Source organism: Bradyrhizobium sp. CCGB12, assembly GCF_024199845.1.
In the GTDB taxonomy this organism is placed as follows: Bacteria; Pseudomonadota; Alphaproteobacteria; order Rhizobiales; family Xanthobacteraceae; genus Bradyrhizobium.
On record NZ_JANADO010000001.1, the window covers coordinates 6,764,421 to 6,790,142 of the forward strand.

A 25,722-nucleotide genomic window follows, 5' to 3' on the forward strand; every position below is an offset into this window, starting at 1 on the left:
TCAATTTCGGCGTAGGCCGTTAGTATGGAGGGCGTGCCACAAAAAATGGTGTCGTCCTGGACAAGCGCAGCGCAGATCCAGGACCCATTACCCCAGGGAGAAGTTTGGCGAAGACCGGGGTCACAACCAGTTCGCCCACAACTTCTCCCTGGGGTAATGGGTCCTGGCTTTCGCCAGGACGACGTTGGGGAGGGATTACGCCGCGACCTCCGGCTTCTTATCGCGCCGCCCTTCCGCCAGGTTGCGCACCACCACATAGAAGATCGGCGTGAACAGGAGCCCGAACAGGGTGACGCCGATCATGCCGAAGAACACGGCAACGCCCACGGCCTGCCGCATCTCCGAACCGGAGCCGCTCGATATCACCAGCGGCAGCACGCCGAGGATGAAGGCGAAGGACGTCATTAGAATCGGTCGCAGGCGCAAGCGGCAGGCCTCGATTACGGCCTCCAACCGCGGCTTGCCTTCGTTCTCGATGTCGCGTGCGAACTCGACGATCAGAATCGCGTTCTTTGCCGCTAGTCCTACAAGCACGACAAAGCCGATCTGGGTGAGGATGTTGACGTCCTGGCCCATGATGCGCACGCCGATGGTGGCCGCGAGCAGGCACATCGGCACAATCAGGATCACGGCGAACGGCAGGGTCCAGCTGCCATATTGCGCGGCGAGCACGAGGTAGACGAACAGCACGCAGATCGGGAACACGTAGAGGCCGGCATTGCCGCCGGTGACCTGCTGATAGGACAGGTCGGTCCATTCGAAGGTGAAGCCGCTCGGCAGCGTGTCGTCCGCAAGCTTCTTGATGGTGTTGAGCGCGGTGGTCGAGCTGGTGCCCGGCGCCGGCTCACCCTGAAGCTCGGACGCCGCATAGAGGTTGTAGCGCGCGACGCGGTCGGGACCCGAGACGTCCTTGAATTCGACCACGCTACCGAGCATCACCATGTCGCCAGAGGCATTGCGCGTGCGCAGGCGCGAGAGATCGCTGGGCTCCTTGCGGTAGGGGAAATCGGCCTGCGCGGTGACGTGGTAGGTGCGGCCGAACAGGTTGAAGTCGTTGACATAGGTCGACCCGAAATAGGTCTGGATCGTGTCGTTGATGCTGGCGATGGGCACGCCGAGCTTCTGCGCCTTGGTGCGGTCGATGTCGACGAAGAGCTGCGGCGTGTTGGCCGAGAACGGCGAGAACACCGTGGGGCCGAGCAGCAAGGGCGATTTGCGCGCTGCGGCGACAAGCTCGTCGGTGGCCGCGGCGAGCAGCTCGGGCCCGCGGCCCTGACGGTCCTGGATGCGGATGGTGAAGCCGCCGCCGGTGCCGATGCCAGGCACGGCCGGCGGCGGAATCACGATGATGAAGGCACCCTGGATCGCGGACAGGCGCTTGCGCAGCTCGACCGTGATGGCGTTCGCAGACAATCCCTTCTTCATTCTCGCCTCGGGCTCGTCGAACACCGGAAAGAGCGCGGCCGCATTGCCGGCCTGGGTGCGCGTGGCACCGGAGAAGCCGGCAAAGGCCGCGACGCGGACGATGCCCGGCGTATCCAACGAGATCCGCTCGATCTCGCGCACGATTTCGGTGGTGCGCGCCAGCGAGGCCGCGCCCGGCAATTGCACGGATATGATGACATAGCCGCGATCCTGCGCGGGAATGAAGCCCTGAGGGGTCGTCACGATCAGCCAGCCCGCGCTGCCGATCAGCACGACATAGATCAGAAGCATCATGACCGAGTGGCGGATCACGAAATTGGCGAGGCCGGCATAGCCATGCGCGAGACGGTCGAACACGCGATTGAAGACGCCGGTAAAGGCGTTCCAGCCGCGCGCGATGACATTCCAGGCGGCCGGCGGCTTCTTCTCTTCATGCGGGACCAGTATCTGCGACGCGAGCGCCGGTGACAGCGTCAGCGAGCAGAAGCAGGAGATTGCGGTCGCGACCGCAATGGTGACGGCGAATTGCTGGAAGAATTGCCCGGAAATGCCGCCCAGGAACGCAGTCGGGACGAACACCGCACACAGCACCAGCGCGATCGAGACCAGCGCGCCGCCGACCTCCTCCATCGTCTTGAGCGCGGCATCGCGCCGGCTCATGCCATGCTCGAGGTGCCGCTCGACATTTTCGACCACCACGATGGCGTCGTCGACCACGATGCCGACGGCGAGCACCAGACCGAACAGCGTGAGATTATTGATCGAGAAACCCAGCGCCGCCATCACTGCGAAGGTGCCGACAAGCGAAACCGGTATCGCAATGATCGGAATGATCGCGGGTCGCCAGCCCTGAAGGAATACCAGCACCACGACGACCACGAGCAGCATGGCCTCGTAGATGGTCTTGATCAGCTCGTGGACGGACTGCGCGATGAACTCGGTCGGGTTGTAGCCGATATTGTAGTCGAGCCCCCTCGGAAAGCTCTCCTTGAGCTTCGTCATGGTGTCGGAGATGTTCTTTGCCGTCGCGAGCGCGTTCGATCCCGGCCGCTGCGTCACCAGCATGGCGACCGCGGATTTTCGCAGCAGGAAGCTGTTGGTGCTGTAGGCCAGCGCGCCGAGCTCGATGCGGGCAACGTCGCGCAGCCGCACGATCCGGCCGTCGGAGCCGGCCTTGATCAGGATGTCCTCGAACTGCTTCTGGTCCTTCAGGCGGCCCGTAAAAGTGAGGTTCGGCTGGAAGGCACGGTCCGCGATCGGCGGCTCGGCGATCTGGCCGCCCGCGATCTGCACGTTCTGCGCGCGGATCGCCGCCAACACTTCGGTCGAGGTCAGGCCGAGATTGGCGATCCGGTCAGGATCGAGCCACAGCCGCATCGAATAGTCGCGCGCACCAAAAATCTGGATGTCGCCGACGCCGTCGAGGCGCAGCAGCTGATCGCGGACCTGGAGCAGCGCATAGTTGGAGATATAGAGCTGGTCGAAGGTGTCGTCCGGCGACAGCATGAACACGACCATCAGGATGTCGGGCGAGTTCTTGCGCGTGGTGACACCGTTGCGCTGGACCTCCTCGGGCAGCCGCGGCTGCGCGATGGCGACGCGGTTCTGCACCAGCACCTGGGCCTTGTCGAGATCGGTGCCGAGCTTGAAGGTGACGGTGATGGTGAGCTGGCCGTTCGAGGTCGCCTGGCTGTAGAGATACAGCATGTCCTCGACGCCGTTGATCTCCTGCTCGATGGGAGCTGCGACCGTGTCGGACACGGTCTGCGCGGAGGCACCGGGATATTGCGTGGTGACGACGACGGTCGGCGGCACCACTTGAGGATATTCGGACACCGGCAGCGTGGTATAGGCCAGTGCGCCGACGATCAGCAGCACGATCGACAGCACCATCGCCAGGATGGGCTGGTTGATGGAGAGACGACCGAGATTCATGACTTGCCACCGGCCGGGGCTTGCGCGGTCTGCGGGGCGACCTTGGCGCCGACGCGGGCGCGCTGGATGCCGTTGACGATGACGCGATCGTCCGCCTTCAGCCCCTCGCGGATCACGCGCAGGCCGTCGTCGAGCGGCCCGAGCACGACGGGACGTGCCTCGACGGTGTCATCAGGCTTCACCACGAACACGATCTTGCGGGACTGGTCAGTCGCGACAGCAACGTCCGGGATCAGCAGCGCCTCATAAGGCGCACTGCCGATCAGGCGGACGCGGCCGAACTGGCCGGGCAGGATCGACAGATCGGTGTTCTTGACCACCGCACGGCTGCGCAGCGTGCCGGTCGAAACGTCCAAGCGGTTGTCGAGGAAGTTGATGGAGCCGTCATGCGACGGCTTGGTCTCGCCGGCGAGCGAGATCTGCACCGGGTTTGCCGTATCGCGCGAGCTGGGACGCCGACCTTCGAACCAGAGCTTGCTGTATTTGATGAAGGTCGCCTCGTCCATGTCGAAATAGACGTAGATCGGGTCGAGCGTCACGATCGAGGTCAGCAGCGTCGAGGTGCCAGTGTCGCTGCCCTGCACGAGATTGCCGGGGCTGACGAGATGACGGCTGACGCGGCCCGTCAACGGCGCCGTCACATGCGTGAATTCGATATTGAGCCGCGCAGCCTTCAGCACACCTTCGGCTTGCGTCACTGCGGCGTGCGCGCCCTGCAAGGCCTGGCGGCGCTGATCGACGACCTGCTCCGAGACCGCGCTGGTCTGTACCAGGTTGAGGCCACGGTCGAGCTCGCGCTTGGCAAGCTCCACCTTGGCGCGCGCATCCGACAGCTGCCCGTCCGCCTGCGTGGCGACTGCTTCGAACGGACGCGGGTCGATGACGTAGAGCAGATCGCCCTGACGCACGATGGCGCCGTCCTGGAACTCGACCGAGTTGACGAAGCCGCCGACGCGTGGGCGGACCTGGACCTCCTCGACAGCCTCGAAGCGGCCGGTGAACTCGTCCCAATCCGTGACGGTGCGCTTGACGGGCTGGGCGACGGTGACCGGCGCCGGCGGCGGAGCAGCGGCCTGTGACGCCGGCTTGTCGCAGCCGGACAGGGCGAACGCCGCGGCGAGAAGCCCGGCGATTGCGCTGTGCTGAACGAAATCGTGCCTTTTGACAAACTGCTCGCTTCCGTTCGGTCCGCTCATCCCCAGGTCCTCGCATAAAAGCCGCAGAAGCAACAGGGTACTCGCCTCCCCGCGGGCGACACAAGATGTGTTGCGATGATGAACTCTTCAAGACGACGGCGGACCCGATGCTGGGGAAGAGACCCTGACCGGATGGCGGGTTGACAGGGAGGGAAGCGGGCTTCCTTCGCCTCTCCCCGCGTGCGGGGAGAGGCCGGATCGCGACAGCGATCCGGGTGAGGGGAGCGTCCGCGAGTCCAACTGTCACTGTGCCCTCCGAGGGAGCCCCTCACCCCGACCCTCTCTCGTAAGAACGGGGAGAGGGAGAACAAGCGGCCAGCGTCTTCGCACATGACGGGCACGGCGGGCTCGGCTAGGCTTCCTCAATAAAAGCAAGACGAATTGTCCGGGGAGGACAGGCGTGCACCAGGGACGTGTCGTTTACGGCGCGATCGAGGAGGTCGTGTTCGGCCATCCCGCAGCCGAAGCTGTCGTCGCGCAGATGGACCGGCTGGGAACGCGCCGCGCCTTCCTGATGGTGTCGGGCACGCTCAACCGGCAGACTGACGAGATCACGAAGATCAGGCAGGCGCTGGGCTCCCGCTGCGCCGGACTGTTCGACGCCATGCCGGCGCATACGCCGCGCGAAGCGGTGATCGCCGCCACGCAAGCGGCGCGCGAAGTGAACGCCGATCTGATCGTCACCGTCGGTGGCGGCTCCATCACCGACGGCGCCAAGGCGGTGCAGCTCTGCCTTGCCAACGGCATCGACGACGTCGACGGCATCGAGCGCATCCGTGTGCACAAGGGCGTCGCACCGGAGCTGACCGCGCCTGTCGTGCGCCAGATCAGCGTGCCGACCACGATCGCCGGCGGCGAGTTCAGTTCAATCGCTGGTGTCACCGACCGAGCTGCGCATGTGAAGCAGATGCTGCGGCATCCGGTCACGGTGCCGCGCGCGACCATTCTCGATCCTGCGATCACCGTGCACACGCCGGAATGGCTGTTCCTCTCCACCGGCATCCGCGCCGTCGACCATTGCGTGGAAGCGATCTGCTCGCGCGAGACGCACCCCTACGCCGACGCACAATCGGTGAAGGGCCTCGCCATGCTCGCCGATGCGCTGCCGCGGGTGAAGGCCGACCCTGCCGATCTCGACGCCCGGATGGACGCGCAGATCGGCACATGGCTGTCGATGGGCGCGCTTTCCGCCGGCGTCCCCATGGGCGCGAGCCACGGCATCGGCTACGTGCTTGGCGCAGCCTTCGACGTGCCGCACGGCTACACCTCCTGCGTCATGTTGCCGGCGGTGATGCGCTGGAACGCCCGCGACAATGCCGAACGCCAGATGATCGTCGCGGCCGCGATGGGTTTCCCCGGCCGTGACGCCGCCGATGTGCTCGATGCATTCATCCGCTCGCTCGGCATGCCGCGCAGCCTCGCCGAAGTGCGCGTGTTGCCGGAGCATTTCGATGGCATCGCCGAGCAGGCGATGCGCACGAACTGGATCCCGCGCAACCCGCGCAGGATCGACGGCCCCGCCGACGTGCGCGAAATTCTGCTTCTTGCCGCATGATTCAAAGCCGGAGGACTGATGTACCCAGGTCAGCATGCCCGCCTACGCCCGCTCCAGCCTGCCTTCATCATGGCTGCGACGGGCGAGAGCGTCACCTATCGCGAGTTGGAGGCGCGCAGTAACCGCCTCGCGCATCTGTTCCGGAAGCACGGCCTGAAGCGGCTCGACCATTATTCGATCTTCATGGAGAACAATGCGCGCTACCTCGAAGCCTGCGGCGCGGGCGAGCGGTCCGGCCTCTACTACACCTGCATCAACTCGTTCCTGACACCGGGCGAACTCGCCTATCTCCTCGTCAACAGCCAGTCCAAGATCCTGATCACGTCGGTTGCGAAGCTCGACATCGCCCGAGAGGCGATCCAGGCCTGTCCCGACATCAAGCTCTGCGTCGTCGTCGACGGCCCCGGTGAGAACGATCGCATCGTCGGCCTTGCGGAGGTGACTGCCGACCTGCCCGCGGCGCCGGTCGCCGACGAATGGCTCGGCACCGCCATGCTGTATTCATCGGGCACGACCGGAAGGCCCAAGGGCATCCTGCGGCCGCTGCCGGAGGAGCCGCCAAAGCACAATCTACCGCTGTTCGACTTCCTGACGAAGCTTTGGCACTACCGGGAAGGCATGGTGTATCTGTCGCCGGCACCGCTCTATCACTCCGCGCCGCAAGCCGCCGTGAACCTCACGATCCGCATGGGCGGCACCGTCATCATCATGGAGAGTTTCGATCCCGAGCGTTACCTCCAGCTGGTCGAGCAATGGGCCATCACCCACACCCAGCTGGTGCCGACGATGTTCTCGCGCATGCTCAAGTTGCCGGAGGAGGTGCGCAGCCGCTACGACCTGTCCTCGTTGGAGATCGCGATCCACGCCGCCGCGCCCTGTCCGGCCCTCGTCAAGGACGACATCATCAAATGGTGGGGACCGATCATCCACGAATATTACGGCGCGACCGAGGGCCTCGGCTTCACCGCCTGCAACAGCGAGGAATGGCTTGGCCATCGCGGCACCGTCGGCAAGGTGCTGCTCGGCGACCTCCACATCCTCGACGAGAACATGCGCGAGTGCCCGACCGGCACGCCGGGCCAGGTCTGGTTCAAGACCGCCTCTCCGTTCGAATATTTCAACGATCCGGAGAAAACCAGGGATGCGCGCTCTGCCGACGGCAGCATGAGCACGGTCGGCGACGTCGGCTATGTCGACAAGGACCGCTTCCTCTACCTCACCGATCGCGCAACCTTCATGATCATCTCAGGCGGGGTGAACATCTATCCGCAGGAATGCGAGAACTTGCTGATCACCCACCCCAAGGTCGCCGATGCCGCAGTATTCGGCGTGCCCAATCCTGACCTCGGTGAGGAAGTAAAGGCGGTGGTGCAGCCGATGCCCGGCATCGTGCCAGGCCCCGCGCTCGCGGAAGAGCTGATCGCGTTCTGCGGAACATCGCTGTCGCGGCAGAAGGTGCCGCGCTCGGTCGATTTCGAGAAGGAATTGCCGCGGCTGCCGACCGGCAAGCTGTACAAGCGGCTGCTCAGGGACCGCTATTGGGGGAACAAGGCGTCGCGGATCGTGTGAGCCCTGCTTTGGTGCGGCTTTGGTACCCACGTTGCCTCACATTCGATGTCGTCCCGGCCTAGTGCGCAATTGCGCACTAGGCCGGGACGACGGCGGAGTTTGTTGACGCAGCGTCGCACAACATCCGCGCTGGGCGTGGGAACATCCCTTCGCACCTGCACTCTCACATGATGAAAGTGTGAAACCCTGCGGCCTTCCGTCATCCGAATTGTCGAGGCGGCATGCGGCCTTACCGGTTGCCTCCCTCTACTCGCGTCGCTATCGTCTGACAAACAGGCCGCAAAGGCCGTTGTCCAGGGAGGATGAGAATGCGGAGCGTGTGGGCGCTCGCCGCAATGGCGGCGCTATCTGTGCTGACGACCTCAACCGCCACGTTGGCCGGCGAGCCCAAGCAGGGCGGTATCCTGCGGATGTATCACCGCGACAGCCCCGGCAACGCCTCGATCCATGAAGGCGCGACCTACTCGCTCAACGTTCCCTTCATGCCCGTGTTCAGCAACCTCGTCATCTACAAGCAGGACGTGGCGCAGAACAGCATGGACACTATCGTGCCCGAACTCGCCGAGAGCTGGGCCTGGGTCAACGACAACAAGACGCTGACTTTCAAGCTGCGCCAGGGCGTGAAATGGCACGACGGCAAGCCGTTCACCTCGGCGGACGTCAAATGCACCTTTGACATGCTGATGGGCAAGTCGCAGCAGAAGTTCCGACAAAATCCGCGCAAGGCCTGGTACAACGAGGTCAACGACATCTCGACCAACGGCGATTTCGAGGTCTCCTTCAACCTGAAGCGGCCGCAGCCGTCGCTGCTGGCGCTGCTGGCCTCCGGCTATACGCCGGTCTATCCCTGCCATGTGTCGCCCGGCGACATGCGCACGCATCCGATCGGCACCGGCCCGTTCAAGTTCGTCGAGTTCAAAGCCAATGAATCGATCAAGCTGACGCGAAACACGGATTATTGGCGCAAGGGCCGGCCCTACCTCGACGGCATCGAGTTCACCATCATCCCGAACCGTTCGACCGCGATCCTCGCCTTCGTTGCCGGCAAGTTCGACATGACCTTCCCGACGGAAGTCTCGATTCCGCTTCTGAAGGACGTCAAGTCGCAGGATCCGAGCGCGGTTTGTGTCGTCGAGCCCAACAACGTCTCGACCAACATCATCGTCAATTCGACCGCGCCGCCATTCGACAATGCCGATGTCCGCCGGGCGATGGCAATGGCTCTGGACCGCAAGGCTTTCGTCGACATCCTGTTCGAAGGCCAGGCCGACATCGGCGGCACGATGGAACCCGCTCCCGCAGGCCTCTGGGCGATGCCGAAGGACATGTTGCAGAGCATCCCGGGCTATGGTCCGGACGTCAAAGCCAACCGGGAGGAGGCAAAGAAGCTGATGCAGAAGGCCGGCTATGGGCCGGACAAGCATCTCGCCGTCAAGGTCTCGACCCGCAACATCCCCGTGTATCGCGACCCCGCGGTGATCCTGATCGATCAGCTCAAGAGCATCTATATCGACGGCGAGCTCGACGTGGTCGAGACCGCGAACTGGTTCCCGAAGGTCGCGCGCAAGGATTACATGCTCGGCCTCAATCTGACCGGCAACGCGGTCGACGATCCCGACCAGTCCTTCTACGAGAATTATTCCTGCGGCTCGGAACGCAACTACACCAACTACTGCAACAAGGAGATCGAAAAGCTGTTCGACGCGCAGTCGCAGGAGACCGATGTCGGCAAACGCAAGAAGCTGGTGTGGGACATCGACAAGAAGTTGCAGGAGGACGTCGCCCGCCCGATCATCTTCCACGCGCGCACCGGCACTTGCTGGAAGCCCTATGTGAAGGGCGTGACGGTGATGTCGAACAGCTCCTATAATGGTTACCGGTACGAGGACGTCTGGATGGACAAGTAGCGGTGGACGCAGGCGGCTGACGGGTTCGACAGGAGGCGATGCATGTTTGCCTATCTGGTGCGACGCCTGTTCCTGATGCTCGTGACCCTGTTCGGGATCTCGATCGTCATCTTCTTCCTGCTGCGCATCGTCCCCGGCAACATCGTCGACATCCTGTTCGCCGCGGCCGGCTATGTCGATCCCGCCGACAAGGCTAACCTGGAGAAGGAGCTCGGCATCGACCAGCCGCTGATGGTGCAATATTGGCACTGGATCAGCGGCTTCCTGCGCGGCGACTTCGGCTACTCCTATGTCTCGGAGAAGCCTGCGCTGCAGGAGATCTTGCCGCGGATTCCGATCACGGCGCGGCTCGCCGGTCTCGCGCTGCTGTTCTCGGCCTCGATCGGTATTCCGCTTGGCGTCATCAGTGCGGTGAAGCAGGGCACACGGCTCGACTACACGCTTCGCGTCGTCAGCCTCAGTGGATTGTCGCTGCCCTCGTTCTGGCTCGGCCTGCTCATCCTCACCGCGTCGGTGGCGATGTTCGGGCAGATGCCGATCTTCAATCCGAATCCGCAGACCTGGCTCGAGGCGTTCGCGACCTACGCCGTGCCGGCCGCCGCGGTCGGCTTCCGCAGCGCGGCGCTGACCATGCGTATCACCCGCTCCTCGATGCTGGAGGTGCTGCGGCAGGACTATATCCGCACCGCCCGCGCCAAGGGCGCATCCGACGCAGCGGTCAATTACCATCACGCACTGAAGAACGCGATCCTGCCCGTCATCACCGTGGTCGGCATCGAGGCCGCGTTCCTGATCGGTGGCCTGATCGTCACCGAGACGGTGTTCAACATCCCCGGCGTCGCCCGCTTCCTGGTCGAGGCGATCCGCTGGCGGGATTATCCGATCGTGCAGAACCTCGTGATGCTGATTGCCGTGGTGGTGGTGAGCGCGAACTTCATCGTCGACATGCTCTACGCGGTATTCGATCCGCGTATCAGGTACACGGATTGATCGCATGCTTTTTGCTCACCCCGCGAATGCGCTTTCCTTCACCTCTCCCCGCCTGCGGGGAGAGGTCGAATTTGCGCGAAGCGTAAATTCGGGTGAGGGGGAGTCTCCACGAGTCCAATTCTCACCGCCCCCGCCGAGAGCCCCCCTCACCCCGACCCTCTCCCCGCAAGCGGGGCGAGGGGGAAGGTAGCGCTATGGCCGCGATCGACTTTGACGTTGAACTGAGGCGGGCCGGGGCGCATGCGACCGGGGGCTGGCGGCGCGTGCTGTTCCTGGCGCAGCGGCATGTGCTGGGTGCGGCCGGGCTCATTATCATGACGGTGTTCGTGCTCACCGCGATCTTCGCCGACTTCATCGCGCGCTATGATCCGCTGACGGTCGACGCCGCGCGTGCGCTGGCTCGTCCAAGTTGGGCGCACTGGATGGGCACGGACTCGTTCGGCCGCGACGTGTTCAGCCGCATCATCCACGGCGCGCGGATTTCGCTGGCGGTCGGCATCGGCTCGACCGCGCTCGGCGGGACCATCGGCGTGATCGTCGGCCTCACCTCCGGCTATCTCTCCGGCTGGGTCGACCTCGTGTTCCAGCGCGTCTCCGACGTTCTGCAGGCCCTGCCGCTGCTGGTGCTCGCGCTGGTGATGACAGCCGCGCTCGGCCCGTCGCTGCCGAACGTCGTCCTCGCCATCGCCATTCCGCTGATCCCGACGGTTGCACGCGTCATCCGCGCCAACACGCTGGCGCTGCGAGAGCAGCCCTTCGTGGAAGCCGCAAAATCGATCGGCATGAGCGAAATGCGCATTGCGCTGCGCCACGTGCTGCCGAACACGCTGGCACCGTTGATCGTGCTCGCGACCGCGCAGCTCGGCTCGACCATCCTCACCGAAGCTTCCCTCTCCTTCCTCGGCCTCGGCATCCCTGAGCCTTATCCGTCATGGGGTCGCATGCTGTCGGAATCCGCCGCCGAATATGTCCGCACCGCGCCGTGGCTGGTGATCTTTCCCGGCATCGCCATTAGCCTCGCCGTGTTCGGCGCCAATCTGTTCGGTGACGCCCTGCGCGACATCCTCGATCCCCGGCAGCGCGGCTGATGGCTGACAAATCCGATCTCATACTCGACGTGAAGAACCTGAAGACGGTGTTCTTCACCAACTCCGGTCTGTTCAAGGCGGTCGACGATCTCTCGTTCAGCGTGAAGCGCGGCGAGACGCTGGCGATCGTCGGCGAATCCGGCTGCGGCAAGAGCGTCACCGCGCTGTCCTTGATGCGGCTGGTGCCCGATCCGCCTGGTCGCATCGTCGGCGGCTCCGTGTCACTCGAAGGCACCGATCTGCTGGCGCTGGATGAAGCGAGGATGCGCGCGATCCGCGGCAATCGCATCTCCATGATCTTTCAGGAACCGATGACATCGCTCAATCCGGTGATGCGGATCGGCGACCAGATCGTCGAGGCGGTGCGGCTGCACCGGAACTTGTCGGCCAAGGAGGCCGGGAATATCGCGGTCGAGATGCTGCGGCTGGTGCGCATCCCCGAGCCGGCGCGACGTGCGCGCGAGTATCCGCATCAGCTCTCCGGCGGCATGCGCCAGCGCGCGATGATCGCGATGGCGCTGGCCTGCCGGCCAGCACTGCTGATCGCAGACGAGCCGACCACCGCGCTCGACGTCACCATCCAGGCGCAGATCCTGGCGCTCAGCCTCGACCTTCAGAAGGAGCTCGGCACCGGCCTCGTGCTGATCACGCACGATCTCGGCGTGGTCGCGCAAACCGCGCAGCGCGTCATCGTGATGTATGCGGGCCGGAAGGTCGAGGAAGCCAGCGTCGAGGCGCTGTTTGCATCGCCAAAGCATCCCTATACGCGCGGATTGATGGCTTCGATCCCAGCGGTGCCGGCGTCCGGCGTCGCCGCACCGCCGCGTCTGAACGAAATTCCCGGCACCGTCCCGTCGCTGGTACGGCTGCCCAAGGGCTGCGCTTTCGCGCCGCGCTGCAAGCTCGCGATCAAGCGCTGCGAGGCCGAATATCCGCCGCTGACTGATTGGGGCGGCGGCCATCTCGCGGCGTGCTGGCGCGCGGCGGAAATTGCGGAGGTGGCATGACCGACGCGCTGCTCGAAGTCACCGACCTCAAGAAGCACTATCCCGTGCGCGCCGGCGTGCTGCGCCGGCAGGTCGGCACCGTGCATGCGGTCGATGGCGTGTCGTTCTCGCTGGGCATCGGCGAGACCCTAGGTCTTGTCGGCGAATCCGGTTGCGGCAAGTCGACGGTGGCGCGCAGCGTGTTGCGGCTGGTGGAGCCGACCTCGGGGCAGATCCGCCTCGAGGGTGAGGACATCACCCATCTCTCCAAATCCGATCTTCGTCCGCACCGCCGTTCGATGCAGATCGTATTCCAGGACCCGTTCGCCTCGCTCAATCCGCGTATGACCGCAGGCGACATCGTCGGCGAGCCGCTGGCCGTGCATGGTCTCGCAACCGGCAAGGAATTGGAGGCGCGCGTCGCAAAACTGTTCGAGCAGGTCGGATTGCGGCCGGACCAGATGCGCAATTTCCCGCATCAATTCTCCGGCGGCCAGCGCCAACGCATCTGCATCGCACGGGCGCTGGCGCTGGAGCCGCGCCTGATCGTTTGCGACGAACCGGTTTCCGCACTCGACGTCTCGATCCAGGCGCAAGTGATCAACCTCCTGATCGACCTGCAGCGCCAGCACGGCTTCTCCTATCTCTTCATCGCGCACGACCTCGCCGTGGTCGCCCATATCAGCCACCGCGTCGCCGTGATGTATCTCGGCCGCATCGTCGAGATCGCTGACAAGGACGAGCTGTTTCGCAACCCGCGCCATCCCTATACCCAGGCGCTACTTGCCTCGGTGCCGATCGCCAACCCGCTGGCGAAGAAGCTCGCGCCGCTGGTGGATGGCGATGTGCCGAGCCCGGTCAATCCGCCCTCGGGCTGCGCGTTTCACACGCGCTGCCGGTATGCAATGGAGCGGTGCAGGACGGAGCGGCCGGCGTTGATGGACGCGGGCGACGGGCATCAAGTGGCGTGCCTGCTGAATGACGGGACGGGACGGAGCAACGCGATGCCGTAGGTGGGTTAGCCTTGTGGACTGCGCAAAGCGCAGGCCGCTGGGCGTAACCCACCACTTTTGTTGCCGCTGAGACCAAAGAGGTGGATTACGCTTCGCTAATCCACCCTACGATTGCGGAGCGTGCTGATCACCGGCCAGGCCGCCATCGCGGCCGCCAGATGCTTGAGCGTGTGGCCCGAGACAATGTGCCCCGTCGCTTCGAATACGGTCACGTCACCCAGCTCGAACAGCTTAGCCAGCACATAAAAGAAGATCACGCCGCCTAGCGGCACGCCAAGCGCGCCAGGCCGGGGCTGTGTCAACGCCAGTCCCACAGCAACCGCCACGCCGCCGAACTGCACGACCACCCATGGCGTGAGATTTTCGGATGCCACCCAGGCCGCGAGCAGGCCGGCAATCATCATCAGCACCAGCACCGCCTCGCCGGCGCGCACGCTGATGCGCTCACTGGCCGCGATCCCCAGAAATCCCGCGAACGCCACCGCCATGCCCAGACGATCGGCGACGAGCCGTTGCGGCACGTCGGGGTCCAGATGATAGAAGCCTGAGCCTAAGCAGGTGAGGATCAGTCCCACGAAGAACCAGCTTGCACCCACGGGCGCATCATAACGGGCGCGCAGCCGCTCGATGCCCCAGACGCCCATCGCGAGAAAGGCGAGATTGCTCAGCACGTCGCCGGTGTTGGGCACGCCGAGCCAGGCGCGGCCGTCGACGAAATGCGGGATGTGCCAGGCGGCGACAGGCAGCGCGGGCGCCAGAAGCGCCGCCAGCGCCAGAACGAGGAGCGCACCGATCAGGTATTTTTCGCGAGCTTGCGGCGCGCCGAACCTGACCCGACGGGGCATTGACGGGAGCCTGGCAGCGGTCGCGTGGTCGGGATCATGGGCGCGCATTTGGGGCCTACAAATGAACAGTGTTCAATATTAGTAACCGAAACATGAACAAAGTTCAACGCTTATTTCGCTCCGCTGCGTTTGCATAGGATGTAACTGAAATCACTCGTAATTCTGACCTTTCGCTCAGGTCAGCGAAACTTGGTGGAAAATCTGCTTGTGAGATCGCACACACACGATCGATCCATTCGGTGTCAGGCTGGTCCATGCGTCCCGATCGACGCCTGCTCCAACGGATGGATTCGATGATGCTTCTGTCCAGATCTCTCACCGGCCTCCTCGGCCTTCTTTTCACGTTGGCCTGTTGCACCGTCGCTCGCGCGGAGACGATCGACGTCTCCGACAATCACGGTGGATCGGTCGCCGCCTACAACGCTCGCTGGACTGAACTCGCCAGCCAGGGCGTGAATGTCCGCATCGTCGGCCCCTGCCAGTCCGCCTGCACCGTTCTGCTGGGTCGCATTCCCCGCAGCCGGATCTGCGTGACACCAGAGGCAAGTTTCGGCTTCCACCTGGCGCACCGGACTGACGCAACGGCGACGCTGCGTGCCGCTTACGCGGCGGACATCACGTCCTGGATCAATGCCCATGGCGGTCTCACCCAGGATTTTATCTGGATGCGGGCACCCGACACCTATCGGTATTTCAAGAAGTGTTCGTAGCCGCTTCACGCGGCCGACGAAGCAACCCCAATTTCCGCCACGATCCTGCCCGTGGTCACCTGCTCGCCCTCGGCGACGTCGATCGCAGCCACGACACCGTCGATGCCGGCCTTGTGGACGTGCTCCATCTTCATCGCCTCCAGCGTCATCACCGGCTGACCGGCGGTGACGCAATCGCCCGGCTTGACCAGCACGGCGACGACGCGGCCGTTCATGGCGGCGCGGACCTTTCCGTCACCGCCATTGGCTGCAGCAGCTGTCGGCGCGGCGAGGGTGAGATCGTTGACCGCGATCGGGATGCCGCGGTGCTGGATGTAGAGCCGGTCGCCATCGCGCAGGAATTTAGCGCTGTCCATGACGCCGTCATGCCTGAAGCGGATGGCGTCGGAATCGAGCCGGTCGATCTCGAAGCTGGCCTGACGGCCATCGGTGGCGACGGTGTAGCCGCCATCGCGCGCGCGGGTGATTTCGAGCTCATGCGCGTGGCCGGCGATCTCGATTTTCGCAGGGAGCGGGAACGTCGCCGACAGGCTGCGGCCACCTTGCCAGGCAGGCGCGCGCGGGTTGGTGACGTAGAGCAGCAGGCCCACCAGCGCCGTATCGAATGCGGCGTCCGCCCGCGGCGCCAGCAGCTCGTCGCGATGCGCGCCGATGAAGGCCGTCGTCGCCTCGCCCTTGGCGAAGCCGGAATGGCGCAGACACGACATCAGGAAGGCCTGATTGGTCGTCACACCGAACGCAGTGAGTTGCTCCAGACCGACGATCAGCCGTCCCCGCGCCTCCTCGCGATTCACGCCATGGCTGATCACCTTGGCGATCATGGAATCGTAGAACGGCGGAATCTCCGAGCCCGATTGCAACGCATGCTCGACGCGGATGCCATCCGGCACCTGCCAGCGCGCCATCCGGCCGGACTGCGGCATGAAATCCTGCGCGGCATCTTCCGAGCAGAGCCGCACCTCGATGGCATGGCCGAAGAATTTGATGTCCTGTTGCTTAACCGGCAGCGGCTCACCGCGCGCGACGCGCAGTTGCAACTCGACGAGGTCGAGCCCGGTGATGGCTTCCGTGACGGGATGCTCGACTTGGAGACGTGTGTTCATCTCCATGAAGTAGAATTCGCCGCTCGCATCGAGCAGGAATTCGAGCGTGCCCGCGCCCTCGTAGCGCAGCGCCTTCACCGCTGATACCGCGACCTCGCCCATCCTGGCACGCAACTCCGGCGTCACCGCGGGTGACGGCGCCTCCTCAATCAGCTTCTGGTGTCGCCGCTGCACCGAGCAATCGCGCTCGCCGAGATGGATGGCGTTGCCGTGGCTGTCCCCGAACACCTGGATCTCGATGTGGCGCGGATTCTGGATCGCGCGTTCGAGGATGACCGTGGGGTCGCCAAACGCCGCCTTCGCCTCCGATCGCGCGACGCGCAAAGCATCGGGGAATGCCCCCGCGTCGGTGACGAGCCGCATGCCGCGGCCACCGCCGCCGGCGACAGCCTTGATCATCACGGGGAAGCCGATCTTTCTGGCTTCCGCGAGCATGACCTCGTCACCCTGCTCGGCACCCTGGTAGCCGGGCACGCAGGGAACACCGGCCTCCTTCATGATCTCCTTGGCGCCGGCCTTGTTCCCCATTGCCGCGATCGCCTGCGGCGAGGGACCGATGAAGACCAGGCCGGCATCCTTGCAGGCCTGCGCAAACTCCTCGTTTTCGGCGAGGAAGCCATAGCCGGGATGGACGGCGTCCGCCCCGCTCGCCTTGGCGGCGGCGATGATCGCGGGGATGTTGAGATAGGATTGCGCCGGCAAGGCTTCGCCGATGCGCACGGCCTGATCGGCCTGCTTGACGTGGAGCGTGTCGCGGTCGGCATCCGAATAGACCGCAACGACGCCAAGGCCCAGCTGCCGCGCACTGCGCATCACACGCAGTGCGATCTCGCCGCGATTTGCGACCAGAACCTTGAAGAACGGCCGGTGCTGCACTGATCCGTTCCTCATGGGCGGGCCACCGAGAACTGCATGCGCTGCGGTGTCCGCGCGTCGCCCTCGCGGCAGATCGCGAGCACCTCGGACAGCACCGCGCGGGTGTCGCGCGGGTCGATCACGCCGTCGTCAAGCACGCGCGCGCTGGTCGAGAACACGTCCATCTGGCCGTCGAACACGCCGATGATCTCAGCCTTCATGGCATCGAGCTTGTCCTTCTCGATCGGCTTGCCGCGGCGCGCGGCGGCGGCCTCGGTCACGATCGCCATGGTTTCGGCGGCCTGCTCGCCGCCCATCACCGCGGTCTTGGCATTGGGCCAGGAGAAGCAGAAGCGCGGATGGAAGCCGCGCCCGCACATGCCGTAATTGCCGGCACCGAACGAGGCGCCGCAATAGATGGTGATCTGCGGCACCGTCGCCGACGTCACCGCCTGGATCATCTTCGAGCCGTGCTTGATCATGCCGGCCTCTTCGTAAGATTTGCCGACCATGTAGCCGGTGGTGTTGTTCAGATAGAGCAGCGGCGTGCGGGTCTGGCAGCAGGCCTGGATGAAATGCGTCGCCTTGTTGGCGCCAGCAGGATCGAGCGGACCATTGTTGGTGATGATGCCGATGGCCTGGCCCTCGATGCGGGCATGGCCGCAGATCGTGGCCGGGCCGTAATTCGGCGCCATCTCGGTGAAATCGGAATCATCGACGATGCGCGCGATAATCTGCTTCATGTCCACGGGGCGCTTGTGATCCATCGGCATGATGCCAAGCAGCTCGTCCTGGTCGTAGCGTGGCGGCTTGAATTGCGGAGCCGCCCTGCCCGGACGTTCCCATTCCATCGCAGCCATGATCTCACGCGCGATACGCAAGGCATCGCGGTCGTCCTCGGCGAGGTAGTCACCGAGGCCGGAGATCTGCGTGTGCATCTCGGCGCCGCCGAGCTCTTCCTCGGTCGCGATCTCGCCGGTGGCGGCCTTCAGCAGCGGCGGCCCGGCAAGGAAGGCGCGGGTGCGACCGCGTACCATGACGATGTAGTCGGACAGGCCGGTCTGGTAGGCGCCGCCCGCGGTGGACGAGCCGTGCGTCACGGTGACGACCGGCAGGCCGGCGGCCGAGAGCCGCGCGAGATTGCGAAAGATGTTGCCACCGCGGACAAAATCCTCGACGCGGTAGCGCAAGAGATTGGCGCCGGCGCTCTCGACGAGCTGCACGTAGGGCAGCTTGTTTTCCAACGCGAGCTCCTGCACCCGCAGCGTCTTGTCGAGGCCGTAGGGCTGGAGCGCGCCGGCATCGATGCCCGCATCGTTGGCGCTGACCATGCAGCGGACGCCCGAGACGAAGCCGATGCCGGCGATGACGCCGCCGCCGGGCACGCTCTTGTTCGCATCCGGCACGTCGAACATGTAGCCGGCGAGCGTCGACAGCTCGATGAAAGGTGCGCCGGGATCGAGCACCAGCGCGACGCGCTCGCGCGGCAGCAGCTGGCCGCGCTTGTGGAAGCGATCCTTTGCTGCCGCCGACGCCGCCCGCGTGCGCTCTTCCAGCGCGCGCATGCGGTCGATCAGCGCGAGCATGCCGTCACGGTTGGCGTGGTAGGCGGCGCCGCCGGCGGAAATGGTGTTTTCGATGACAGACATGACTTGATCCTGCTCGTCATTGCGAGGAGCGGAGCGACGAAGCAATCCAGACTGCTTCTACGGAGAGATTCTGGATTGCTTCGCTCCGCTCGCAATGACGGTGAGGCGATACCTTACCGATTCGTCCCAAAGATCTTCCGCGCCTCGGCGGGACTCGCGATCTCGCGGCCGGCGCGCCGGGCGCAGGCGGCGATGGCCTCGATCAGCTGGCCGTTCGACGTCACCTTCTTGCCATCGGCGAGATAGAAGGCGTCCTCGAGGCCGGTGCGTAAGTGACCCCCGAGCTCGGCGCAGCGCTGGTGCAGCGGCCAGATCTCCTCGCGGCCGATCGCGGTGACCTGAAAATGCGCTTCGGGCCGCTTCAGCTTGATCAGGATCGGCAGCAGCTCCGGGTCCGACGGCATTCCCGAAGCGACGCCCATCACAAAATTATATTCGAGCGGGCCCTTGTACATGCCGACCTGGTGGTACATGCCGACGCAGCGGACGATACCGACGTCGAAGCACTCGAACTCGGGGATGGTGCCGACAGCGTTCATGACGTCGAGATAGTCCTTCACCTTCTCGACCGCGTTGTCGAACATCATCGGCGGCCAGGCCCAGGTGTTGTCGGCCTTCACTTTCAGGTAGTTCAGCGAGCCGGCGTTGCAGGCGGCGATCTCAGGCTTGGTCTCGCGGATGCAATCGAGCGCGCCGCTATAGTTCGGCCCGGATACGCCCGAGGTGTGGTTGATGATGACGCCGGGGCAGGCCTCGCGAATCGCCTGCTGGATTTCCTTGCTGACCGCGACCTCCCAGGATGGCAGGTGACCCTTGTTCGGCGCCTGCTGGCGCAGATGGATGTGCATGATGGACGCGCCGGCATCGAACGCAGCCTTGGCCTCGCGCGCCATCTGCTCGGGCGTCACAGGCACGTTGTGCTGCTTCGGGTCGGTGAGCACGCCGTTCAGCGCGCAGGTGATGACGGCCTTGTCGCTCATGCCACTCATGTCTCGCACGTTGAGAATTCAACGCTTGCGATCATGTGACGCGCGGCATCCGGCTTCTTGCGCGGAGAAGCTGAAAAAAGGGCGAGACTTCGTAGGGTGGGTTAGCCGAAGGCGTAACCCACCACTTCTGTTGCCGCGGAAAGTAAAGAGGTGGGTTACGCTAGCGGACTGCGCTTCGCGCAGCCGCGAGCTAACCCACCCTACGGGAGCGGCGCTAACTCGCCTCCGCCAGCCTCACCGTCTCGGTGCTGCGATAGATCGCAAGATCGCGCGAGCCGACGAAGATCGCGCGCGGCTTCAATCCGTAGAAGCGGCGGATCGAATGGCTGAAATGGGTGCTGTCGGGATAGCCGATGTCCTGCGCGAGGTGGGCGAGGTTGAGATCCTGGTTGGCGAAATGCAGCAGGTGCCGGGCACGCTTCCAGGCGCGGAAGGAGCGGAAGGAGATGCCGGTCTCTTCCTTGAACAGATGCAGGAAGCGCGAGGCCGAGAGGCCGGCTTCGGCCGCGCAAGTGTCAGCCGTCACTGGCTCGCCGGAGAAGCGCTCGATGCGCGCGACCGCGCGCGTCACACGCGGGTCGAGCATGCGGCGCGGCAGCGCCTCGCCAAAGCACATCTCGTCGAATTCGGCGGTGGCGATGTCGCCGTAGCGGCGCTGGCGCAGCAGCGCATAGGCCGCGAGGATTTTTCGGGCATAGGCGGCTCGATCGGGTCCGGTCAGCCGTTCGGCCAAAGCCTCGATCACGCCATCCGGCATGCTCTCCGGCTCGAGGGTCACGCTGATTGCGGTGCGGTAGTCGCTGGCGATGGAGTGCCGCTGGTTCGGCAGGGTGACGAACAGCTCGCCGGTGGCGAGCACATCGTCGATCGTCAAATACAGGCTGCCCTTCACCGCGACGTAGACATGGCAGCAGCCGGGAGTCCGCTTCCGGGGCCGGCCGAGCAGGCCGGCATAAAACACCCGCTCCGGCGTGATCAGCATCAGATGGTCGGATTCGCGACCGCTATCTTCCATTGGGATCCTCCTCGCGCGGCTCTTTGGCCGCTGCGGACGGAGGTCACCTTAGCGGAAATTTGGGCGCTGTCACGACGGGATAGCGCTGTCATGAGGCGCAAAGCGTTGGCATTCCAGGACGGCGATGTGCCAGTTCCGGAACTCCAAACATCGTCGTCCTGGACAAGCGAAGCGCAGATCCAGGACCCATATGTGGACGGCCCCCGTGGCACAAGAGCTTTGTGAGGTTTGATCGGATCGCTTGCATCCATATGTGCGGCCTGTTGATGCAGCTTTGTAGCCGCTGGCCAAGATGGTTTCCGCAACACGAGTTCCAATCACCGCTGCGACCTTGCTCGGCCAATGGGTCCCACGGATTTGCTCGCGTCTCGGGTCGACCGATCACACCATCTCCTCTGCTCCTGCAGCTCCGGTTCGGTCGGCGGACTAAGTCGCCGGCCGGCCGAATCTCTCAACTACGCGGCAACGGCCATTTGGGCATCGATCCGCGCGCTATCGTAGCTTTCCCCCGTGGTCATCAGTTTCCAGGCGATGCGAGCCATCTTGTTGGCCAGCGCCACTGCGGCCAGCTTCGGCGTCTTGCGCTTCAACAGCTCGATCAGCCAGCGAGGCCCGCGATCTCGGGTTTTGGCCATCTTCACCACCGAGGTTGCCCCGACCACCAGCAGCTGACGTAGCCTCTCATCACCTGCCCGGGTGATCTTGCCGAGCCGGGTCTTTCCCGCAGTGGAATGGTCCTTGGGCGTCAGGCCGAGCCAGGCTGCGAACAGCCGCCCCGAGCGGAAGGCGTGTGGGTCGGGCGCCTTCATCACCAGCGCCGCCGCCGTGACCGGACCGATCCCCGGGATCTGCGCCAATCGCCGGCTCGTGGCATCGGCCCGGTGCCAGGCCAGCAGCTTGGCCTCGACCGCCTTCAGCTCGACCTGCACCTGGTCATATTGGCGAGCCAGCATCGCAAACAGCTCGCGGGCCAGCGCCGGCACGCCTTCGTCCTGGCTGATCGCCGCCAGGAACGCGGCGAGCTTGTCCAGCCCCTTGGCCGCGATCAGACCGAACTCCGCCGCATGCCCGCGGATCGTGTTGGAGAGTTGCGTGCGACGCGCGACCAATTGCTCGCGGACGCCCAGCAGCATCAGTGCAGCCTGCTGCTCCGCCGTCTTCACCGCCACATACCGCATCCGCGGCCGGCTCGCCGCCTCGCACAGCCCTTCCGCATCGCGCCCGTCGTTCTTGTTGCGCGGCACGTAGGGCTTCACCAGCTGCGGCGCAATCAGCTTGAACGTGTGTCCCAGCCGGCCGAGCTCGCGTGCCAAGTGGTGGGCGGCCCCGCAAGCCTCGATCACGACCACCGTCGGCGGCAGCTTGGCAAAAAACTCCAGCATCGCCTTGCGGCTGAGCCGCTTGCGCAACACGACCTGCTCGGAGGCGTCAACGCCATGGAGCTGGAAAATATACTTCGACGTATCCATTCCAATGCGGATAATCTGACCCACGGACGGCTCCTGTGAATGAGTGTGTGACAACCTCATTCTGGCACACTGATGCCGTAGGGGGCCGTCCACCCCATCACCCCAGGAAGCGGTTGCGGCAGGAAGCTGATAACCGCAGATCTTCGCCAAACCACTCCCTGTGATAATGGGTCCTGGCTTTCGCCAGGACGACGATCAGGCCCTCACGCGCGGAGCAACGTTCTGTTCTTTTCCAGCCTTTTGCTCCGCAGCAACCGCCCGCTTGAAACCGTCACGTTGCTGCAAGCGTGCCCAATAGGCTGCGACATTTGGCCCAAAGTCCTTGGCGAGGCCGATGTTGTCGGCGAGCCGGAGTGCATAACCGATGACAATGTCAGCGGCGGTAAAGCGGCCGGCGCACAAGGTTTCGGCATTGGCCGTCGCGGCCTCGACGGCGCGCAAGCGTCCCAAGAACCATTTTGCATAGTCGGTGGCGACCTGCGGATTGCGGCGCTCCTCCGGCTCTAGCTGGGTGTATCTGAGCACCAGCGTCTGCGGGAAGGTTAGCGTGGCGTCGCTGAAATACATCCAGTTCAGGAAGGCGCCATAGGCAGGATCCTCCGGCCCGACCATCAACGGCGTCGGCCCGTGCTTGATGCCGAGATAGTGGCAGATGCCCGACGACTCGGTCATGCGCGTTTCGCCGTCGATCAGGAAGGGGATGGTGCCGAGCGGATTGAGCGCAAGATAGTCCTTGGCGAAGACCCGCGGCGGGAACGGCAGCATCTTCAATTCGTAAGCTAGCCCCATCTCTTCCAGCATCCAGAGCGGACGAAACGAGCGCGCGGCGTCGCAATGATAGAGCGTGATCATGATGCATTCCCTTTGCTGCCGGGCAGTGTGCCCATCATCTTGCAGAGGACCATCAGCATGACCTCGTCGGCGCCGCCGCCGATCGAAGTCAGGCGGCTGTCGCGATAGGCGCGGCTGACCGGCGTCTCGTTGGTAAAGCCCATTCCGCCCCAATATTGCAAGCAGGCGTCGGTGAGCTCGCGGCCGAGCCGGCCGGCCTTCAGCTTGGCCATGGTCGCGAGCCTCGTCACATCCTCACCGGCGACCAGCTGTTCGGCGGCGCGATAAATCAGCGCGCGCAGCAGCTCGACCTCGGTCTGCATCTCCGCCAGCTTGAAGTGCACGACCTGATTGTCGAGGATCGATTTCCCGAACGCCTTGCGGTTGCGGGTGTACTCAATGGTCTGATCGATGATGTATTCGTGTGCCTTCAGGCAGGCCGCCGCGCCCCAGAGCCGTTCCTCCTGGAACTGGACCATCTGGTAGGTAAAGCCCTTGCCCTCTTCGCCGATCCGGTTGCGCTTGGGCACGCGGACATTGTCAAAGAAGATCTGCGCGGTGTCCGACGAGCGCATCCCCATCTTGTCGAGTTTTCGCGCGACGGTGACGCCCTTGGACTTCATGGGCACGCAGATCAGCGACTTGTTGCGGTGAACGGGACCATCGCCGGTGTTGGCCAGCAGGCAGATCCAGTCGGCCTGGGTGCCGTTGGTGATCCACATCTTGCCGCCATTGATGACGTAATCGTCGCCATCGGCGCGCGCATTGGTCTTGATCGAGGCCACATCGGAACCCGCGCCGGGCTCGGAGACGCCGATACAGGCGACGTAATCGCCTGATATCGAGGGGCTGAGAAACTCGCGCCGCACCTCGTCCGAGCCGAACCGCGCCAGCGCCGGTGTCGCCATGTCGGTCTGCACGCCGATCGCCATCGGCACGCCGCCGCAGGTGATGGCGCCCAGCTCCTCCGCCATCATCAGCGCGTAGGAGTAGTCGAGGCCCGAGCCGCCGAACTCCACGGGCTTGTTCAGGCCGAGGAAGCCGAGGCTGCCCATCTTCTTGAACAGCTCATGCGCCGGGAAGATGTCGGCTTTCTCCCATTCATCGACATGAGGATTGATCTCGCCCGCGATGAATTTCTGCAAGGACCGGCGGATGTCGTCGTGGTCGGGGGTGAATAGCATATTTGTCAGCTCAGCTCTCGGTATCTCTGATGTGCTCGTCATGGCCGGGCTTGTCCCAGCCATCCACGGCTTGGTGACCCGGCAGAAAGAACGTGGATGCCCGGGACAAGCCCAGGCATGACGGATAACGCGGCTACAACCCCATCTGCCTCGAGGCCAGATCCTTCATGATCTCCTCGGTGCCGCCGCCGATGGCGTTGACCTTGACCTCGCGGTAGATGCGCTCGGCCTTGACGCCACGCATGAAGCCGGCGCCACCGAAGATCTGCACGGCCTCGGAGGCACAGAATGCCATGGTCTGCGTCGCCTGGTTCTTCATCATGCAGATTTCGGCGACCGGGCTCTCGCCCTGCCCGAGCCGCCACGCCAGCATTTCCAACATCGCCTGCGAGGCCGCGACCTTCTGCGCCATATCCACGATCTTGTGGCGGATCACTTGATGCTGGGCCAGCGGCTTGCCGAACGTCTTGCGCTCCTTGGCGTAGCCGACCGCCTCGTCGAGGCAGACGCGGGCGAAGGCGGTGCAGCCCGCGGCCATGCCCATGCGCTCGCTGTTGAAGTTCCGCATGATGATCTTGAAGCCCTGCCCCTCCTCGCCGATCAGGTTTGCGGCCGGCACGCGGCACTCGTCGAAATGCAAGGTCGCGGTGTCGGAGGCCCACCAGCCCATCTTCTTCAGCTTGGTCCGCGACAGGCCAGGCGTGTCGCCCTCGATCAGGAGCAGGCTGACGCCGCCGGCACCCTCGCCACCGGTGCGCACTGCAACGGTCAAGTAATCGGCGCGCATGCCCGAGGTGATGAAGGTCTTCTCGCCGCTCACGACGTAGTGATCCCCGTCGCGCAGCGCCCGGGTACGGAGGTTTGCAACGTCCGAACCGCCGCCGGGCTCGGTGATGGCAAGCGCGGAAATCTTCTCGCCCGCCAGCACCTGCGGCAGCACCCGCACCCTCACCTCGGGCCGCGCCGCCCGCGCGATCGGCGGCGAGCCGATGGTGTGGCTCATCAGGCTGGCGCTGATACCGCCGGCGCCAGCCCGCGCGAGCTCCTGGCTCGCGACGATCTTCATGAATTGATCGGCGGCGATTCCGCCATATTCCTCGGGGAATCCCAGCCCCAACAGCCCGATCTCGGCCGCCTTGCGATAGAGCGCGCGCGGGAATTCGCCGGCCTCGTCCCATTCATGGGCGAACGGCGCGATCTCCTTCTCGACGAAACGACGCATCACGTCGCGGAAGGCCTCATGCTCGGCGGTATAGAACGGGCTCTTCATCGTAGTCTCGCCTTATTGACGGATTGGTCTCAGCCACCATCGCCGGAACATCAGCGGCTCACTTGCGCGCAGTGGCTGATCCGGACGAGCCACTCCAGCGCGAACCATGGTCTAGCAACTCAACGCAAGACGATTTTC

General features: G+C 64.4%; 19 protein-coding genes. 8 read left to right on the plus strand and 11 right to left on the minus strand.

Annotated features, from left to right (window positions below):
• Positions 1–195 precede the first annotated feature (195 nt).
• Positions 196–3,360 (minus strand): efflux RND transporter permease subunit, encoded by a 3,165-nt coding sequence (locus NLM27_RS31000; protein WP_254146891.1) that lies wholly within the window; start codon positions 3,358–3,360, stop codon positions 196–198.
• The gene (locus NLM27_RS31005; RefSeq protein ID WP_254146892.1) at positions 3,357–4,556 is read right to left on the minus strand and encodes an efflux RND transporter periplasmic adaptor subunit; all 1,200 of its coding nucleotides are present in this window, start codon (positions 4,554–4,556) and stop codon (positions 3,357–3,359) included. The genes NLM27_RS31000 and NLM27_RS31005 overlap by 4 nt, the downstream gene beginning before the upstream one ends.
• 400 nt (positions 4,557–4,956) lie before the next feature.
• Here NLM27_RS31005 and NLM27_RS31010 point away from each other — a divergent pair, with 400 nt between their 5' ends.
• From NLM27_RS31010 to NLM27_RS31040, 7 genes are all read left to right on the plus strand, one after another.
• Entirely contained in the window at positions 4,957–6,111 is a 1,155-nt protein-coding gene (locus NLM27_RS31010; protein WP_254146893.1) for an iron-containing alcohol dehydrogenase, read from the plus strand.
• 18 nt (positions 6,112–6,129) lie between these two features.
• Positions 6,130–7,680, plus strand: a complete 1,551-nt coding sequence (locus NLM27_RS31015; RefSeq protein ID WP_254146894.1) for an AMP-binding protein — start codon at positions 6,130–6,132, stop codon at positions 7,678–7,680.
• A gap of 308 nt (positions 7,681–7,988) precedes the next feature.
• A complete protein-coding gene (locus NLM27_RS31020; protein ID WP_254146895.1) occupies positions 7,989–9,587 on the plus strand; it encodes an ABC transporter substrate-binding protein in 1,599 nt (532 codons plus the stop codon).
• 42 nt (positions 9,588–9,629) lie between these two features.
• A complete protein-coding gene (locus tag NLM27_RS31025; protein WP_254146896.1) occupies positions 9,630–10,577 on the plus strand; it encodes an ABC transporter permease in 948 nt (315 codons plus the stop codon).
• A 194-nt stretch (positions 10,578–10,771) separates the two neighbouring features.
• On the plus strand, positions 10,772–11,665 hold the full coding sequence (locus tag NLM27_RS31030; RefSeq protein ID WP_254146897.1) for an ABC transporter permease: 894 nt from the start codon (positions 10,772–10,774) through the stop codon (positions 11,663–11,665).
• Positions 11,665–12,672 (plus strand): ABC transporter ATP-binding protein, encoded by a 1,008-nt coding sequence (locus NLM27_RS31035; protein WP_254146898.1) that lies wholly within the window; start codon positions 11,665–11,667, stop codon positions 12,670–12,672. The genes NLM27_RS31030 and NLM27_RS31035 overlap by 1 nt, the downstream gene beginning before the upstream one ends.
• Positions 12,669–13,664 (plus strand): ABC transporter ATP-binding protein, encoded by a 996-nt coding sequence (locus NLM27_RS31040; protein ID WP_254146899.1) that lies wholly within the window; start codon positions 12,669–12,671, stop codon positions 13,662–13,664. Before NLM27_RS31035 ends, NLM27_RS31040 begins: the two co-directional genes overlap by 4 nt.
• Positions 13,665–13,759: 95 nt before the next feature.
• On the opposite strand, the gene NLM27_RS31045 is transcribed toward NLM27_RS31040, so the two are convergent.
• Positions 13,760–14,557: a hypothetical protein gene (locus NLM27_RS31045; protein ID WP_254146900.1), complete on the minus strand. Its 798-nt coding sequence runs from the start codon at positions 14,555–14,557 to the stop codon at positions 13,760–13,762.
• 245 nt (positions 14,558–14,802) lie between these two features.
• Between NLM27_RS31045 and NLM27_RS31050 the strand changes: the two genes are divergently transcribed.
• Complete coding sequence (locus NLM27_RS31050; RefSeq protein ID WP_254146901.1) at positions 14,803–15,219, plus strand: hypothetical protein; 417 nt, start codon at positions 14,803–14,805, stop codon at positions 15,217–15,219.
• A gap of 5 nt (positions 15,220–15,224) precedes the next feature.
• Here the strand turns inward: NLM27_RS31050 and NLM27_RS31055 are convergent, their stop codons facing one another.
• The 8 genes from NLM27_RS31055 to NLM27_RS31090 all read right to left on the minus strand — a co-directional run bounded on the left by NLM27_RS31055 (position 15,225) and on the right by NLM27_RS31090 (position 25,584).
• Positions 15,225–17,213 carry an acetyl-CoA carboxylase biotin carboxylase subunit gene (locus NLM27_RS31055; RefSeq protein ID WP_254146902.1) on the minus strand — a complete coding sequence of 663 codons (1,989 nt, stop codon included), beginning with the start codon at positions 17,211–17,213 and terminating at the stop codon, positions 15,225–15,227.
• Positions 17,210–18,826 (minus strand): acyl-CoA carboxylase subunit beta, encoded by a 1,617-nt coding sequence (locus NLM27_RS31060; RefSeq protein ID WP_254146903.1) that lies wholly within the window; start codon positions 18,824–18,826, stop codon positions 17,210–17,212. Before NLM27_RS31060 ends, NLM27_RS31055 begins: the two co-directional genes overlap by 4 nt.
• A 113-nt stretch (positions 18,827–18,939) precedes the next feature.
• Positions 18,940–19,806, minus strand: coding sequence for a 3-keto-5-aminohexanoate cleavage protein (locus tag NLM27_RS31065; protein ID WP_254146904.1), 867 nt, complete (start codon positions 19,804–19,806; stop codon positions 18,940–18,942).
• Positions 19,807–20,029: 223 nt separating this feature from the next.
• The gene (locus tag NLM27_RS31070; protein ID WP_254146905.1) at positions 20,030–20,830 is read right to left on the minus strand and encodes a helix-turn-helix domain-containing protein; all 801 of its coding nucleotides are present in this window, start codon (positions 20,828–20,830) and stop codon (positions 20,030–20,032) included.
• A 455-nt stretch (positions 20,831–21,285) separates the two neighbouring features.
• The gene (locus tag NLM27_RS31075) at positions 21,286–22,323 is read right to left on the minus strand and encodes an IS110 family transposase (protein ID WP_254144077.1); all 1,038 of its coding nucleotides are present in this window, start codon (positions 22,321–22,323) and stop codon (positions 21,286–21,288) included.
• A 171-nt stretch (positions 22,324–22,494) separates the two neighbouring features.
• Positions 22,495–23,151: a glutathione S-transferase family protein gene (locus NLM27_RS31080; protein WP_254146906.1), complete on the minus strand. Its 657-nt coding sequence runs from the start codon at positions 23,149–23,151 to the stop codon at positions 22,495–22,497.
• Complete coding sequence (locus NLM27_RS31085; protein ID WP_254148974.1) at positions 23,148–24,314, minus strand: acyl-CoA dehydrogenase family protein; 1,167 nt, start codon at positions 24,312–24,314, stop codon at positions 23,148–23,150. Before NLM27_RS31085 ends, NLM27_RS31080 begins: the two co-directional genes overlap by 4 nt.
• A gap of 133 nt (positions 24,315–24,447) precedes the next feature.
• On the minus strand, positions 24,448–25,584 hold the full coding sequence (locus NLM27_RS31090) for an acyl-CoA dehydrogenase family protein (RefSeq protein ID WP_254146907.1): 1,137 nt from the start codon (positions 25,582–25,584) through the stop codon (positions 24,448–24,450).
• Positions 25,585–25,722: the final 138 nt, after the last annotated feature.

What these genes read in the sequence shown, in the direction of transcription:
- NLM27_RS31000 (WP_254146891.1), bottom strand. Translation starts at nt 3,360, where the DNA reads ATGAATCTCGGTCGTCTCTCCATCAACCAGCCCATCCTGGCGATGGTG.
- NLM27_RS31005 (WP_254146892.1), bottom strand. Translation starts at nt 4,556, where the DNA reads ATGAGCGGACCGAACGGAAGCGAGCAGTTTGTCAAAAGGCACGATTTC.
- NLM27_RS31015 (WP_254146894.1), top strand. Translation starts at nt 6,130, where the DNA reads ATGTACCCAGGTCAGCATGCCCGCCTACGCCCGCTCCAGCCTGCCTTC.
- NLM27_RS31020 (WP_254146895.1), top strand. Translation starts at nt 7,989, where the DNA reads ATGCGGAGCGTGTGGGCGCTCGCCGCAATGGCGGCGCTATCTGTGCTG.
- NLM27_RS31025 (WP_254146896.1), top strand. Translation starts at nt 9,630, where the DNA reads ATGTTTGCCTATCTGGTGCGACGCCTGTTCCTGATGCTCGTGACCCTG.
- NLM27_RS31030 (WP_254146897.1), top strand. Translation starts at nt 10,772, where the DNA reads ATGGCCGCGATCGACTTTGACGTTGAACTGAGGCGGGCCGGGGCGCAT.
- NLM27_RS31035 (WP_254146898.1), top strand. Translation starts at nt 11,665, where the DNA reads ATGGCTGACAAATCCGATCTCATACTCGACGTGAAGAACCTGAAGACG.
- NLM27_RS31040 (WP_254146899.1), top strand. Translation starts at nt 12,669, where the DNA reads ATGACCGACGCGCTGCTCGAAGTCACCGACCTCAAGAAGCACTATCCC.
- NLM27_RS31045 (WP_254146900.1), bottom strand. Translation starts at nt 14,557, where the DNA reads ATGCGCGCCCATGATCCCGACCACGCGACCGCTGCCAGGCTCCCGTCA.
- NLM27_RS31050 (WP_254146901.1), top strand. Translation starts at nt 14,803, where the DNA reads ATGATGCTTCTGTCCAGATCTCTCACCGGCCTCCTCGGCCTTCTTTTC.
- NLM27_RS31055 (WP_254146902.1), bottom strand. Translation starts at nt 17,213, where the DNA reads ATGAGGAACGGATCAGTGCAGCACCGGCCGTTCTTCAAGGTTCTGGTC.
- NLM27_RS31060 (WP_254146903.1), bottom strand. Translation starts at nt 18,826, where the DNA reads ATGTCTGTCATCGAAAACACCATTTCCGCCGGCGGCGCCGCCTACCAC.
- NLM27_RS31065 (WP_254146904.1), bottom strand. Translation starts at nt 19,806, where the DNA reads ATGAGCGACAAGGCCGTCATCACCTGCGCGCTGAACGGCGTGCTCACC.
- NLM27_RS31070 (WP_254146905.1), bottom strand. Translation starts at nt 20,830, where the DNA reads ATGGAAGATAGCGGTCGCGAATCCGACCATCTGATGCTGATCACGCCG.
- NLM27_RS31080 (WP_254146906.1), bottom strand. Translation starts at nt 23,151, where the DNA reads ATGATCACGCTCTATCATTGCGACGCCGCGCGCTCGTTTCGTCCGCTC.
- NLM27_RS31085 (WP_254148974.1), bottom strand. Translation starts at nt 24,314, where the DNA reads ATGCTATTCACCCCCGACCACGACGACATCCGCCGGTCCTTGCAGAAA.
- NLM27_RS31090 (WP_254146907.1), bottom strand. Translation starts at nt 25,584, where the DNA reads ATGAAGAGCCCGTTCTATACCGCCGAGCATGAGGCCTTCCGCGACGTG.